Raw genomic sequence first — 13,047 nt, 5'->3', positions numbered from 1 at the left:
CTGCCCCATGAACCCCCTCAAGGCTCTTCGCGGTCAACTGGCGAAGTTGCAGCGCCTGGCCCAGCCCTATTTCCTGCCGGTAGACGACACCAAGAGCTGGCAGTTTCTACTGCTGGTGGTGGCACTGCTTGCGGTGGTGGTAGGCAGCACCTTGTTGCTGCTCACTGGGGTTTTGGCCCTAACCGGGGCCTTGATTCCCGAATTGCGCAGCCGTTTCCTGCCCGGGGTGCCCGAGCAGGTGGCAGCAATTTGGAGCAGCCCGATCGGGCCGCTGGTGATGGTGCTGCTGGCCGGAGGGTTGGTCTGTTTTGTGGCTTTCCGCGGCAAGTTGCGACACGGGCGCTGGTTGCCCTGGTTGTTGATGGCGGTGATCACCCTGCTGATCCTGGTTATCAATGGCATCAATGTGGGGATTAGCTATGTAGCTCGCAATATTGAAAATGCTCTTGTCGGTTACAAGGCTGAGGAGTTTTGGAAGATCGTTGCTATTTATGCTTTTTGCTTGGTTATCGCCCTTCCGATCAGGGCCATCCAGAGTTATTTAATACCTAAGCTTGGCCTGCTGTGGCGTGAATGGCTGAGCGGCCGCCTGTTGAGCAGGTATCTTTCAAATCGGGCTTATTACGTTCTCAATCCAAATGATGAGTCAATCGAGGAGATTGACAACCCTGATCAGCGCATTTCGCAAGACGCAGCCAGTTTTACTGGCACCAGCCTCAGTGTAACGGTTGAGATAATATCTGCCCTGCTCACTTTCGTCAGTTTCATTATTGTATTGTGGACTATCAGCGACAAGCTTGCCTTGGTGCTGCTTGCTTATTCAGTAGGAGGTACTTCTCTAATTGTATTTGCCAGTCGGAAGCTGGTGAGCTTGAACTATCAACAGCTCAAGCTGGAGGCTGATTTCCGCTACGGATTGGTTCATATTCGAGATAACGCTGAATCTATTGCGTTCTATCGGGGCGAGCAACAGGAGGGCCGTGAGGCAGGCAGAAGGCTAGAGGGGGCGATTCGAAATTATGATCGCCTGATTATTTGGGAGGCGCTCATTAGTGTGATTCAGCGCTCCTATGATTATTTTTCTCGCTTCCTGCCTTGGCTGGTGATAGCTCCTATTTATTTCGCTAAAGATGTTGATTTTGGAGTCTTTGGCCAGGCAAGTATTGCTTTCAGTCAAGTGCTCTTTTCGGTGAGTTACATCGTTAATAATATCGACCGTCTTGCGGCATTCTCGGCTTCTATTAGCCGGCTTGAGGGTTTTCAGGGCAAGGTTGATTCAATCGGCATTGAAACTGCAGCGCTTGAAGCCCAGTTGGCCGCAACGAGCACTGGTAGCAGTGGAAATTCGATTCTGGTTAGCCATGTCGATTTGGTGCCACCCCGCACAAATCGTATCTTGATTCGCGACCTCAGTGTTGAGGTGGATCGCCATCAACGTTTGCTGGTTGTAGGCCCATCGGGCTGCGGCAAAACCTCTTTCTTGCGCATGGTCAGTGGGCTGTGGCCCCCAGCTGCTGGTCGGGTGGAGCGGCCCAGCGAGGGAGATCTGCTGTTCATTCCCCAGAAGCCCTACATGCTGCTCGGCAGCCTGCGCGAGCAGCTTTGCTATCCGCTGCAGCCAGATCGCTTTAGTGACGACCAGCTGCGCCACGTTTTGGAGCAGGTGCGGCTGCCCGAGCTGGTTGGGCGCTACCCCGATCTCGACATCATTCAGGATTGGCCTCGCCTGCTTTCCCTGGGCGAGCAGCAGCGTTTGGCCTTTGCGCGCCTGCTGCTCAATTCACCAAGTTTTGTTGTTCTAGATGAGGCCACCAGCGCCCTGGATGTGGCAACTGAGCGTCACCTTTATGCCCTGCTGGCTGAGCGGGAGATGGCTTTTGTGAGCGTCGGTCATAGGCCCACCCTCACCGCCTTCCATGACACCGTGCTGGAGCTCGATGGCAGCGGCAACTGGCGGCTACTACCGGCGGCCGGCTATGACGTGGGCCGCCACGCCTGATCCACTCCCTGTTCCCCTACCTGACCCCATGCCTGAACCAAGCCCCGACCAGACCCCAGAAATCAGTCCTACAACCAGTGCAGCAATTAGTGCAACAACCGGCGACGTGCCAGCCTTTGGTTGGAGCGGCTACGCCGAGCGGGTGAATGGTCGCTTTGCCATGGTGGGCTTCATTGCCGTGCTGCTGATCGAAGTCCTGGGCGGCGAGACGTTTCTGCGCTGGTCTGGCCTGGTGCCTTGAGCGTCTGGTGCTCTAAGGAATTTGCACCAGATCCACCTGCCAGATCCCGCTCCTGCTCACCTGCACAGCTAGCTGGCGACCATCGGCCTGCAGCTGCACCTGGCGGGCAACGCCGCTGGGGACCATCGGTATGGGTTGCAGGCTCTGCACGGAGCGCCTGTAGAGCACCAACTCGGTGCGTCCCTCCAGCTGCCGCACCAGGGCAATTCGCTCTCCTGCTGCGTCGACGCTGACGCTCACCGGTTGGGCATCGGCCCGGTTGAGGCCCGGCAGGTCTATGGGCTGCTGGCGCTCCAGATCCAGCAGCAGCACTTGTTCGCGGCCGCCCCTGCCGCTGATTAGGGCCAGCCAGCGCCCTGAAAGGGCTGGATCCCGGTTGGCACCTATGGCTTCCAGCCGGGAGTTGAGCGGCACTATGGGCTGGGCCATGGGGGCAAGGCAGCCGCCCAGTAGCAGGCCGGTTGCTGCCGCTGCGATGGCTCTATTTGCAAGCGAGCTCCTCATGGTGAGGGCTGGGCTCCGCCCCCCTGAACGGCAAGGCCGCCGGGCAGGTCTGGCTCAAGCAGGCTGCGCAGATCAAACAGCTGCACGCGCCACTGGCCAGCCTGGGCAACTTGCACCGCCAGCTGGCGTGCCTCCGGGGACAGGCTGAGGCGAACTGCAGTGCGGTCCGTCGGTAGGGGAAGCCGGTGCAGGTTGCCGTTGGCTCGGTCTTCGATCAAGGCCAGTCTTTGGTTGCCCTGTTGCACCAGGGCCGCCACATAACGACCGTTCCAGCTAAGGGAGGGGGAGCTGTGGGGCTGGTGGTTTTGGAAATGGCGCAGGGGCACGATTCGGCCGCTGGGCTGCTCCTGCAAAAGCAGGGTGGCCCTGCCGCCCCGATCAACCACTGAGGCAAGAAATCGTCCCTGGCCGCTGAGGGCGGGTTCTTGGCGGCTGTTGCCGTTGAATACCCCAACCTGGCCAGCACTGCGCCGGGCCAGCCACGCTCCACCGGAGCAGCCGCTGACAAGAAAGCTCAGGGTTGTCAGCAGCATGGCAGAAACCCCTAGGGGCACCAATCTGTTGGCGGCGAAAAGGTTCAGTCGTCGAAGCGGGAGCTGTTGTCCCGGGGACTAATGCCTCGGGGGCTGGGCTCGGGGCGACTGGAGGGTTTCACTGGGGTGAAGTCCGCATCACTGATATCGCTTGCCGCTGGCCGATTGCTTCTGCCGCTGGCAGGGGTTGCTGGGCTGATCGGTGAGCCCTGGGGCACCCCCGCTGGCTTGGAGCTCCTAGGTGCTTCTGGGGCTGGGGCTGGGGCTGGTGGCCCGGGCCTGCGGCTGGAGCGGGGCATGGCCTCACTAGCAGCTGTCGGCCGGCTACCGCGCCGGGGCTCTACCGCGGCATCTCGATCACGCCTGCGGGCACCGAAATCGATACTGGGCCGGCTAGAGCTTTGGGGTGCCCAATCCTCTTGGGCAGGGCGGCGGCTGGCGGCCCTTTCCGGGATGGCGGCCCTACTGCTGGGCCGGGGTGCACGGTAAAAGTCTTCCTCATCTGGCGCATCGACTTCGCCGCGGGAGGGGATGCGGCGTCTCAGCGGCTCGGGCTCATCAAAGCGATCTGTAGAGGCCTCGACCCAAGCGCGGCCACCCATTCTCGGCCTGTATGGGCCTGGTTCAGGCATTGGTTCGTCGTCGTCGAAGTAGGACGACCGGCGTGCCTGCTCGGTGGTTACACCCCGCAGGCGCACACTTTCGTAGGCGAAAAAGACAGTGGTGCCGGCGAGCAGAAACTGACCAAATTGCAGGATTGGATCGAGGCGCCACCCCTGAAAAAACAGGATGCCGCCGCAGAGCAGGCCAACCGCAGCGAAAAAGACGTCGTAATCGCGGGCGAGGGCGGGCTTGAAGCTCCGCATGAAATAAAGCAGTGCACCGCCCACCGCAAGCACTATGCCCACGATGCTGGCCCAATTCAGGCTGGCATTAACCACGGTTTTTCACCCGACAGTCCGTCTCGTCAGTGTAGGCAGGTGAGCCCGAGCAGCCAGAGACCTGGAGTTACTCAGGTGCCGGAAGCTCAAAGGCGACGATCAAGCTGATCGTTTTGGCTGATCAGCACCAGCCCGATTGTGATGGGCACCACCACGATCACGGCGCCGGCAAGCAGGCTGGTCAGGAAATTGGCCAGGGATGGCGTCATGGCAGGAACAGCTCTATGGCTTGATTCGTGGCGCGATCCTAGGCAGTGATGGCGGCTTCCTACGCTGGGAGCCCAGCTACTTAGAGCTTTGTGACGGCAGCCACCTCCCTACCCCAGTCCTGGCTGCCGTTGTTGTCCGGCTTGCACTTGGCCCTGGCCTTTGGCCTGGCGCTTTGGACCTTGCTTTTTCTGTTTCGGATCGTGCTCACCTGGTATCCCCAGATTGATCTGAGCCGCGGAGCGATGCGCCTGGTCGGAGCCCCTACCGAGCCCTTGCTTGCCCTCACCCGTCGGCTGATCAAACCGATCGGTGGCGTGGATGTGACGCCGGTGGTGTGGGTGGGCCTGCTCAGCCTGGTGCGAGAAATTTTGGTGGGGCAGCAGGGGCTTGTCAGTCAGGTGTTGTTTCGGGCCCAGAGCGTCGGGATCGGCTGAACTCAGATCCGGCTTAGCTGCCCTTCTGCGGAAGCATGTCCTGCTCCACAAATTTGGTGTGTACGTCGCCCGCCTGGAATTCGGGGCGATCCAGCAGTTGCAGGTGAAAGTCGATGGTGGTGGGAATGCCGGTCACCGCGCATTCCGACAAGGCCCGGCGCAGCCGTCTGAGGGCATGGGGGCGATCGGTGCCCCAGACGATCACCTTGCCGATCAAGGAGTCGTAGAAGGGCGGGATCTCATAGCCGGTGTACACGTGGCTATCGACCCGCACACCGGGGCCGCCAGGAGGTAGCCAGCCGGTGATTTTGCCAGGGGCGGGCCGGAAGTTTTGGCGGGGATCTTCAGCGTTAATGCGCGCCTCGATGGCGTGCCCGCAGAGCTTGATCTGGTCTTGGGTGACCGAGATCGGCTCCCCACCGGCAATACGCAACTGTTCGGCGATCAGATCTACCCCTGTGACCATCTCGGTGACCGGATGTTCCACCTGGATCCGGGTATTCATTTCCATGAAATAGAAAGCCCCGCTGCGGTCCACCAGGAATTCCACGGTGCCGGCGCCCTCGTAGCCAATGGTGCGGGCGGCGGCCACGGCGGCATCGCCCATCTGGCGGCGCAGGTCGGCGTTGATGGCCACGCTGGGGGCCTCTTCCAGCAGCTTTTGGTGGCGGCGCTGGATCGAGCAGTCGCGTTCGCCCAGGTGGATCACATTGCCGTGGCGATCGGCCAGCACCTGCACTTCCACGTGCCGGGGCCGGTCGATGAATTTCTCCATGTAAAGGCCAGGGTTGCCGAAGGCAGCCTCCGCTTCCCCCTGGGCCGCTTTGAACAGGCTCTCGAGTTGATCGGGCCCAGGCACCAGGCGCATGCCGCGGCCGCCGCCGCCAGCGGTGGCCTTGATCATCACCGGGTAGCCCATCGATTCGGCCAATCGCGCCGCCGCCTCCGGGCTGGCCAGCAAGCCGGCACTACCGGGGATGGTGGGCACCCCCACCCGCTCCATGGTGGCCTTAGCGGTCGACTTATCTCCCATCGAGCGGATGGCCTCGGGGGAGGGACCCACAAAAGTGATGCCGTGGTCGGCGCAGATCTCGGCGAAGCGGTCGTTTTCGGCCAGGAAGCCGTAGCCGGGGTGAATTGCGTCAGCACCCCGGGAGGTGGCCGCCGCCAAAATGTTGGGGATGTGGAGGTAGCTCTTGCTGCTGGGCGCTTCGCCAACGCATACGGCTTCGTCGGCGAGCTGCACGTGCAGGGCGTTTTTGTCCACCGTGCTGTAGACGGCGACGGTGGGAATGCCGAGCTCCCGGCAGGTGCGCAGGATGCGTAGGGCTATCTCGCCACGGTTGGCGATCAGCAGCTTGCCGATGGGCATCCGCGGCGTCTCAGCTGATATGGGCTGAGGCGGACTGTATCAGTGCTGCCTGGACAGCTCCCCTAGAGGGTTCTGGTGCCGGCGATGGGTATATTGCTCGCACCGGAACGCCCAGCGATCCGAACCACATGCGGATGTGGTGGAATTGGTAGACACGCACGTTTGAGGGGCGTGTGGCTTCGGCCTTACGAGTTCAAGTCTCGTCATCCGCATTTCTTAATTCGAGCCATCCAGGCCTTGCCCGAATCGATCCGGCCCTCGGCAGCGATCGTGCTTGTCAGCAACGGCCCCGGAGAGCTGTCTACTTGGGTTAGGCCCCTCGCCCAGCGCCTGCATCGCCAGATGGCGCTACGCCCTGAGGTTCCTGCGGCAGCCTGCAGCCTCAAGTTGTTGCTTGTGCCCTGCCCAAACGGCACGGGACAGGAGCATCGAGCCGCCGCCGCCTGGGGCCTGTTTGAGCGCATCGTGCCGGCGCGTCAATTTTGGTCGCTGCTACTGCGCCCCAAGCGGTTTGGCCCCTGGCCCCGCCAGGGACTGGTGGTGTTTTTAGGGGGTGATCAGTTTTGGACCGTGCTGCTCTCGGCACGGCTGGGTTACCGCCATCTCACCTATGCGGAATGGGTGGCCCGCTGGCCCCGCTGGAACGACCGCATCGCTGCCATGGGGCCCCTGGCTGCTGATCAGTTGGCACCGCGTTGGGCATCCCGCTGCACGGTGGTGGGTGACCTGATGGCAGACCTCTCCGAGTCGGCCCGTAGCGAGGCGCCCTTGCCGGCAGGGGAGTGGTTGGCGCTGCTGCCGGGCTCGAAGCGGGCCAAGTTGCGCGTGGGTATGCCGTTTTTGCTGGAGACGGCCGATCGGCTGGCGGCCCTCCGTCCAGGCTGTCGCTTTCTGTTGCCCCTGGCGCCCACCACTGCGGTGGAGGAGCTGCTGATTCAGGCTGGCCCGGCCAATCCGATCTCCCGTACCTACCGGTCGGGTCAGCCCCGTCTGCTGGCTCCGGATCTACTGGAGACCCCAGCTGGCACCAGGATTCGGTTGGTTCGGGAGAATCCGGCTTACGGCAGCTTGAGCCAGTGCTCCCTGGCCCTCACCACCGTGGGTGCCAACACCGCCGAACTGGCTGCTTTGGGCGTGCCGATGCTGGTGCTGGTGCCAACCCAGCACCTGCACGTCATGCAGGCCTGGGATGGACTGGCCGGAATGCTGGGGCGGTTGCCCCTGCTGCGCTGGCTGTTTGGGGTGCTAATTACGGCCTGGCGGCTGCGCCACCGGGGCTTTCTGGCCTCGCCCAACATTGCCGCTGGCCGCTTGGTGGTGCCGGAGCGGGTTGGGGCGATCACCCCTGAGGCCATCGCCGCCGAAGCCGCCGACTGGCTGGCGGCACCGGAGCGACTGGAGCAGATGCGCGCCGATCTGCGCAGCCTGCGGGGCCAGCCGGGGGCTGTGGCCAGCCTGGCGGCCCTGGTGCAGGAGCTGCTGCCCCCTGAGCTGAGTGCCCCTACGCTGAAATCCCCCAACTGAGCTGCCTAGGCTTGCGACTCCTTTTGACTGAGTTCGATGGCCGACGCTGCTAGTTCTTCCGACCCTTCAGCCTGCGGCCTCGACAGTGGCTTGGCCCGCGGGGCCAGCGAGGAGCAGTGGCGCCAGCAGCTGACGCCTGAGCAGTTCCGGGTTGCCCGTCAGGGCGGCACCGAGCGTGCCTTCAGCGGCGCCTACTGGAACCAGAAGGGCAATGGCAGCTACCACTGCATCTGCTGCGATGCCGAGCTTTACAGCAGCGCCACCAAGTTTGATTCCGGTACCGGCTGGCCCAGCTTCTGGGATGGGGTAAGCGCAGCAGCCATTAGCACCCACACCGATAACGCCCACGGCATGGTGCGCACAGAAATTCGCTGCGCTAACTGCGACGCCCACCTTGGCCACGTCTTCAACGACGGCCCAGCCCCAACCGGCCAGCGCCACTGCGTCAATTCGGCTTCCCTGGCCTTCAAGGCGAGCTGAGAGGGTTTTTTACCAGGGATCGTCTAGGTCGTTGCTGGCCAGGTCTTCAGCCTCCACATCCAGGGGTTCGCGGTAGGGGGTGGGGGCGGGCCGCCTCTCTAGTGGTCGAGCTTCGAGAGGTCGAGCTTCGAGAGGTCGAGCATCAAGAGGTCGAGCCTCGAGGGGGCGTGCCTGCCTGGGCTGGGGCTCGGCCTGCAGGGGGCGGCGACTGGGTTCAGCTGGACGCTGTTCGTAACGTGATTCCTCGTAACGCAGTTGCTCGTAGCGGCTCTCCTCCTCGTCGAGGTAGCGGCGCTGGCGCAGGGGTTCCCGTTGGCGCTGCTCATCGAGTTCGACGTAATCGAACTCCTCATCGGGCTCGAAGCTCTGGCTAGTTGCCGGCTGGATGCGGCGCTGTTCCTGCACTGCCGGCTGGCCTGCAGCCAGTTGGTTTTCCACGGGCACCATGCTGGTGCGGTAGCGATCTCGCTCCTCCTGCTCCCAGCTCGGCCCACCAATACCAAGCTTCTCCAGCAGCCCGGAGCCCAACTGCTTGAGCTTGTCTTCGGCGCCCTCGTAAACAATGATCCGATCCGGGCCGCTGCTGACGATCTCTTCAACGGTGAGTTCCCAGGTGCTCAGCACGCCTTCACCCAGCAGGGGCACTCCCAGGGCGCCGATCACCAGGGTGGCCAGCTCGCCGGTTTCGATGTCGAAGCTGAAGCCCAGCACCCGGCCCAGCTGGTCGCCCGCTTCGGTGATCACCTGGCAGTTGATCACCTTGCTGTAACGGTCAGGGTTGAAGCCCTCTGCCAGCGAATCGGCGGAATCCACCAGGATTACATCGCCCACCTGGCGGATCCGGTCTAGGGGCATCCAGCGCGGCAGGCCTGGCAGGAAGCGGGTCAGAGGGTTGTCGCGCAGGCCCAGCGCCACCACTTCGCGCCGGTCGATATCCACCACCACCTCGCCCACCACGCCCAGCCGGCGGCCGGTGTCGCGGGTGATCACCTGGGTGCCCATCAGCTCGGAGCGCAACCAGAGGCGATCACTTGGGGCGGCAGCCGTTGCCCCGGGATCAGCGGAAGGGGGGATGGAGGAGGTCAATGAAAGGGTCGTACCCGTGGCCCAGTCGGCCCATTGTGGCTCACCTGCTCCGCTGGGGAAGGGGCGGCTCAGGCAGCGGGCGGTAACCCGACCACCTGGGTGTGGGCGCCCCGGGCCTGGGTGACGCCAATGGTGCGGGTGGCGGCGGCGATCATTGGGCGCCGGTGGCTCACCACCATGAATTGGGCCTGGTCTGCCTGGCCGGCAATCAGGGCGGCGAGGCGCTCCACGTTGACGCCGTCGAGAAAGCTGTCGACTTCATCTAATGCATAGAAGGGCGAAGGCCGGAAGCGCTGCAGGGCAAACAGGAAGCTCAGCGCCGTGAGCGATTTCTCGCCGCCACTCATGGAGTTGAGACGCCGCACCGCCTTGCCCTTGGGGTGGGCCACCAAGGTGAGGCCACCTTCAAGGGGTGCTTCCGGGTTTTCCAGTTGCAGGTGCCCCTCGCCGTCGGACAGCCCTTCAAAGATTGTGCGGAAATGGCCATCCACGGCTGTGAAGGCTTCAAGGAAGGCCTCCTGGCGCAGGGTGGCCACGGTTTCGATGCGTAGCAGCAGCTCTTCGCGCTCCTTGCTGAGCACTTCGAGCCGCTCCTCCAATTCCGCCAAGCGGGTTTCGAGCTGCTCAAGCTCCTCAAGGGCGAGCATGTTCACCGGTTCGAGGGCTTCCATCCGGGCCTGCAGGCTGCGCAGCTCTGCCTGCAGGGCCTCCAGACCCGCCTCCCGCACCTCCTCGGGGATCTCCGGCAGGGGCTCGGGCAGCTCCCGCTCGAGTTGGGCCAGGCGCAGCTGGTCGCCACGCTGCTGTTCGGCCAGCGATTCGATCTCCTCGCCGAGGCGTTGCAGTTCCCATTGGCGCTGTTGCAGGGCCTGGCGCTGGGCGGCCAGCTGGGCTTCGGCGGCATCGCGGGCGCGGCGGCTTTCGCCAAAGCGGGTTTGCAGCAGCTGTTGCTCGGCTGCCAAGGTGCTGCGCCGCTCCTGATCCGCCTGGTGCTGCTCTTTCCAGCGAGCGCGCTCCTCCACCAGGGTGTTCACAGCGGCCACCAGCCGCTGTTCATCGGCGCTCAGGGCCTCGAGCTGGTTGCTGAGGCGCTCGGCGCTCAGGGCCCGTTCGCGCCGGGCCGCCAGCAGCCCATCACGCAGGCTGCGGGCCGCGGCCAGGGCCGTGTCGGCTGCCTCCAGCTCGCTCTGCAGCCCCTGCCAGCGGGCCGCATCACCGGAGGATTGCACCGCAGCCTCGGCCTCTTCCAAGGCGATGCGTTGTTGCTGCAGGGGCAACAGCAGGGAATCAAGTTGCTGCTGGCGCTGCAGATCGCTCTGCAAGGCCTCCTGCAGTTGGCCTAGGCGGCTGCCCAGCTGCTGCTGGCGTTGCAGTTGGGGGGCTAGGGCCCGCTGGGCGGCGCTGCGCTCGGCCTCCAGGCCCGCCTGGCGCTGCTGGTGTGCGAGCAGCCGGGGGCGCAGGGCTTCGAGCTGCTGGCCCAGCTCGGCTTCCTTGCGGCGGCAGGCCAGCAGGCTCTCGCCCAGCTCCAGCAAGCGCTGGCGCAGGGGTGCGGCTTCGTCGCCGTCCTGGCTGCGGCCGAAGCTGAGCTGGCTGCCCCGCTGTTGCAGGCTGCCGCCGGTCATGGCGCCGCTCTTCTCCAGCAGTTCGCCGTCGAGGGTCACGGCCCGGCAGCGGCCCAGTTCGCGTCTGGCATTGGCCAGGCTGTCGAACACCAGGGTGTCGCCGAAGACGTAGCGGAACACCTCGGCGTAAACGGGCTCGTAACCCACCAGATCCACCGCCTTGCCCACCAGCCCACCGCTTGCAGGCCCACCGCGTTGCAGTGCGGCTCCGCCACTACCACTGGAGCCGCCACCGGAGCCCCCCCGAATCTTGTTGAGCGGCAGGAAGGTGAGCCGGCCTGCCCGGCGGGTTTTGAGCAGCTCGATCGCCCGGGCGGCGATGCGGTCGTCGTCGACCACCACCTGGCCGAGGCGCCCCCCGGCGGCCACTTCCAGCGCCAAGCGCACCCGCTCCTCCACTTCGCCGAGCTGGGCCACCGGCCCGTGGATGCCGTCCAGGCCGGCCTCCAGCAGCACCCGCAGGGCTCCGGTACCGCGGCTTTCCTGCAGGGTTTCGCGGCGGCTGTCTAGCCGGGCGATCTCGCGCTCGAGCTGGGTTTGCTCCTGCTCAAGGCGGCTGCGGGTGCGCTGCTGCAGGGCCAATGCTTCGGCTAGCTCCTGCACCTGCTGCTGCTCCGCTCGGGTGGCCTCCAGCACCTGCTGCCAGCTGCTTTCGGTGGCCTCCAGTTGCTGCTGGGCACTGCGATGGCTGGCCCCTTCCTGCTGCTCTTCGGCGCCGAGCTCGGCCAGGCGCTCCTGGTGCTGCCGCAGTCGCTCCTGTAATTGCTGACGCTCGGCCTCCAGGGGGCTGATCTGCTCGCCCAGCTGCTGGCGGGCGCGGCTGCGCTGCTGCTGTTCTTCCAACCAGCTGCCGGAGCGCCCCGCCACCTCGCCCAGCCGGCGGCGCGACAGCTCTACGGCGGCTTCGGCATCGCGGCAGCCGGCGTCGGCGTCGTTGAGAGCGGCTTGGTCCGAACTGGCCTCGAGGGCCTGCTGCTGCTGGCGCAGCTCGCCCTGAGTGCGGGCCAGCTCGTGGCGCTGGCGTTGCAGGGCCTCGGCATCGAGCTTGTGTTTGCCTGCCTGGCGGGTTAGTTCGCGGCCACTGGCCTCGAGGCCTGCCAGCTCGGCTTGCACGGCGATCAGCTGGTCTTCACCGAGGGCTTTTACCTCAGCTTGGAGTTGCTCGAGCGCGGTGGCGGCAGCAGCCAGGCCCGTTTCGCCCTCGCTGATCTCCTCACGTTCAGCCAGTTGCTGACTGGCGAGGCTGGCGCTGCGTTGCAGCAGGGCAGCCTGGTTCGCCTGGGCTGCTTCAAAGGCCAGCACCTGCTCCTGCAGGCGGCCGTTGTGGTGGCGCTGGCGCAAGTCTTGATAGGTGCGGGCCTTGGCGCAGTCGCGCTCAAGTTTCAGGCGGGAGCTGAGCAGCTCCTGCTGCACGATTGAGCAGCGCTCCTGACGCTCCTGCACCTCGTCAAGCTTGCCGCGGCTCTGTTCGATACGGCTGTCGAATAGGGCGACACCAGCCAGCTCGTCGATGATGCCGCGCCGGTCCCGGGCGCTCATCGAGACGATGCGGGTGACGTCACCCTGCATGACCACATTGCTGCCTTCAGGATCCACCCGTAGGCGCCGCAGCTGGCTCTGGAGCTGCTGCAGATTGCAATTCACCCCATCGGCGCTGAAGCTGCTGGCGTAGGTGCCGCCGGGGGCAACCCGCAGGCGCCGGCTAACGGTCCACTCCTGTTGACCTGGCTTGATCCAGGGCCCTTCTTCTGGCGGCTCCAGGCCAGCTTCGGCCTGGTCGGGTTGCCACTCACTGAGGTCAAAGCGCACGCTCACCGAGGTTTCGGCGACCTTGCCCTCGCGCAGCATGGCGCTGTTGATTAGATCGGGCAGACGATCTGCCCGCATGCCGCGGCTGCTGGCCAGGCCCAGACAAAACAACACCGCATCAAGGATGTTGCTCTTGCCGGAGCCGTTGGGGCCCGTGACCACCGTGAAACCTTCTTGCAGCGGGATCGTGATCGAGCCGCCAAAGGACTTGAAGTGGGTGAGCTCGACCTGATTGATGTGAACCAACAGGCCCGTGCGCCGAGCAGCAGAAATGTAGCGGAGGCTTTCGAAA

At 64.3% G+C, this 13,047-nt stretch carries 12 protein-coding genes and 1 tRNA gene; 6 read left to right on the top strand and 7 right to left on the bottom strand.

Translation table 11 applies throughout. The features are described 5' to 3' along the window. Positions 1–7: 7 nt before the first annotated feature. Entirely contained in the window at positions 8–1,999 is a 1,992-nt protein-coding gene (locus tag KBY73_RS14145) for an ABC transporter ATP-binding protein/permease (protein ID WP_254937706.1), read from the top strand. Positions 2,000–2,027: 28 nt separating this feature from the next. Then, on the top strand, positions 2,028–2,240 hold the full coding sequence (locus KBY73_RS14140; RefSeq protein WP_254937705.1) for a chlorophyll a/b-binding protein: 213 nt from the start codon (positions 2,028–2,030) through the stop codon (positions 2,238–2,240). A 12-nt stretch (positions 2,241–2,252) separates the two neighbouring features. Here KBY73_RS14140 and KBY73_RS14135 read toward each other — a convergent pair whose 3' ends face one another. From KBY73_RS14135 to psbX, 4 genes are all read right to left on the bottom strand, one after another. Beyond that, positions 2,253–2,744 carry a hypothetical protein gene (locus KBY73_RS14135; RefSeq protein WP_254937704.1) on the bottom strand — a complete coding sequence of 164 codons (492 nt, stop codon included), beginning with the start codon at positions 2,742–2,744 and terminating at the stop codon, positions 2,253–2,255. Then, positions 2,741–3,277: a Tol biopolymer transporter periplasmic protein gene (locus KBY73_RS14130; protein WP_254937703.1), complete on the bottom strand. Its 537-nt coding sequence runs from the start codon at positions 3,275–3,277 to the stop codon at positions 2,741–2,743. Before KBY73_RS14130 ends, KBY73_RS14135 begins: the two co-directional genes overlap by 4 nt. 44 nt (positions 3,278–3,321) lie before the next feature. Beyond that, on the bottom strand, positions 3,322–4,218 hold the full coding sequence (locus KBY73_RS14125; protein WP_254937702.1) for a Ycf66 family protein: 897 nt from the start codon (positions 4,216–4,218) through the stop codon (positions 3,322–3,324). 86 nt (positions 4,219–4,304) lie between these two features. Continuing rightward, complete coding sequence (psbX, locus tag KBY73_RS14120; protein ID WP_106632598.1) at positions 4,305–4,427, bottom strand: photosystem II reaction center X protein; 123 nt, start codon at positions 4,425–4,427, stop codon at positions 4,305–4,307. A gap of 90 nt (positions 4,428–4,517) precedes the next feature. On the opposite strand from psbX, the gene KBY73_RS14115 reads away from it, so the two are divergent. Next, positions 4,518–4,862 (top strand): YggT family protein, encoded by a 345-nt coding sequence (locus KBY73_RS14115; RefSeq protein WP_254937701.1) that lies wholly within the window; start codon positions 4,518–4,520, stop codon positions 4,860–4,862. A gap of 13 nt (positions 4,863–4,875) precedes the next feature. On the opposite strand, the gene accC is transcribed toward KBY73_RS14115, so the two are convergent. After that, on the bottom strand, positions 4,876–6,234 hold the full coding sequence (gene accC / locus KBY73_RS14110; RefSeq protein WP_254937700.1) for an acetyl-CoA carboxylase biotin carboxylase subunit: 1,359 nt from the start codon (positions 6,232–6,234) through the stop codon (positions 4,876–4,878). 130 nt (positions 6,235–6,364) lie between these two features. On the opposite strand from accC, the gene KBY73_RS14105 reads away from it, so the two are divergent. The 3 genes from KBY73_RS14105 (at position 6,365) to msrB (ending at position 8,238) form a co-directional block, all read left to right on the top strand. Further along, a tRNA-Leu gene (locus KBY73_RS14105) sits at positions 6,365–6,446 on the top strand. A 16-nt stretch (positions 6,447–6,462) separates the two neighbouring features. Then, on the top strand, positions 6,463–7,758 hold the full coding sequence (locus KBY73_RS14100) for a glycosyl transferase (protein WP_254937760.1): 1,296 nt from the start codon (positions 6,463–6,465) through the stop codon (positions 7,756–7,758). Between the two features lie 36 nt (positions 7,759–7,794). Continuing rightward, on the top strand, positions 7,795–8,238 hold the full coding sequence (msrB, locus tag KBY73_RS14095; protein ID WP_254937699.1) for a peptide-methionine (R)-S-oxide reductase MsrB: 444 nt from the start codon (positions 7,795–7,797) through the stop codon (positions 8,236–8,238). A gap of 9 nt (positions 8,239–8,247) precedes the next feature. Here the strand turns inward: msrB and KBY73_RS14090 are convergent, their stop codons facing one another. Then, on the bottom strand, positions 8,248–9,324 hold the full coding sequence (locus KBY73_RS14090) for a PRC-barrel domain-containing protein (protein ID WP_254937698.1): 1,077 nt from the start codon (positions 9,322–9,324) through the stop codon (positions 8,248–8,250). Between the two features lie 68 nt (positions 9,325–9,392). After that, positions 9,393–13,001, bottom strand: coding sequence for a chromosome segregation protein SMC (smc, locus tag KBY73_RS14085; protein ID WP_254937697.1), 3,609 nt, complete (start codon positions 12,999–13,001; stop codon positions 9,393–9,395). Between the last annotated feature and the right edge of the window lie 46 nt (positions 13,002–13,047).

The organism is Cyanobium sp. Tous-M-B4, from assembly GCF_024345395.1.
Taxonomy (GTDB): Bacteria; Cyanobacteriota; Cyanobacteriia; order PCC-6307; family Cyanobiaceae; genus Cyanobium_A.
This window is presented reverse-complemented; position numbering and strand designations above follow the sequence as displayed.

Coding starts and splice junctions, on each gene's coding strand:
- KBY73_RS14135 (WP_254937704.1), bottom strand. CDS start 2,744: ATGAGGAGCTCGCTTGCAAATAGAGCCATCGCAGCGGCAGCAACCGGC.
- KBY73_RS14145 (WP_254937706.1), top strand. CDS start 8: ATGAACCCCCTCAAGGCTCTTCGCGGTCAACTGGCGAAGTTGCAGCGC.
- accC (WP_254937700.1), bottom strand. CDS start 6,234: ATGCCCATCGGCAAGCTGCTGATCGCCAACCGTGGCGAGATAGCCCTA.
- KBY73_RS14130 (WP_254937703.1), bottom strand. CDS start 3,277: ATGCTGCTGACAACCCTGAGCTTTCTTGTCAGCGGCTGCTCCGGTGGA.
- KBY73_RS14140 (WP_254937705.1), top strand. CDS start 2,028: ATGCCTGAACCAAGCCCCGACCAGACCCCAGAAATCAGTCCTACAACC.
- psbX (WP_106632598.1), bottom strand. CDS start 4,427: ATGACGCCATCCCTGGCCAATTTCCTGACCAGCCTGCTTGCCGGCGCC.
- msrB (WP_254937699.1), top strand. CDS start 7,795: ATGGCCGACGCTGCTAGTTCTTCCGACCCTTCAGCCTGCGGCCTCGAC.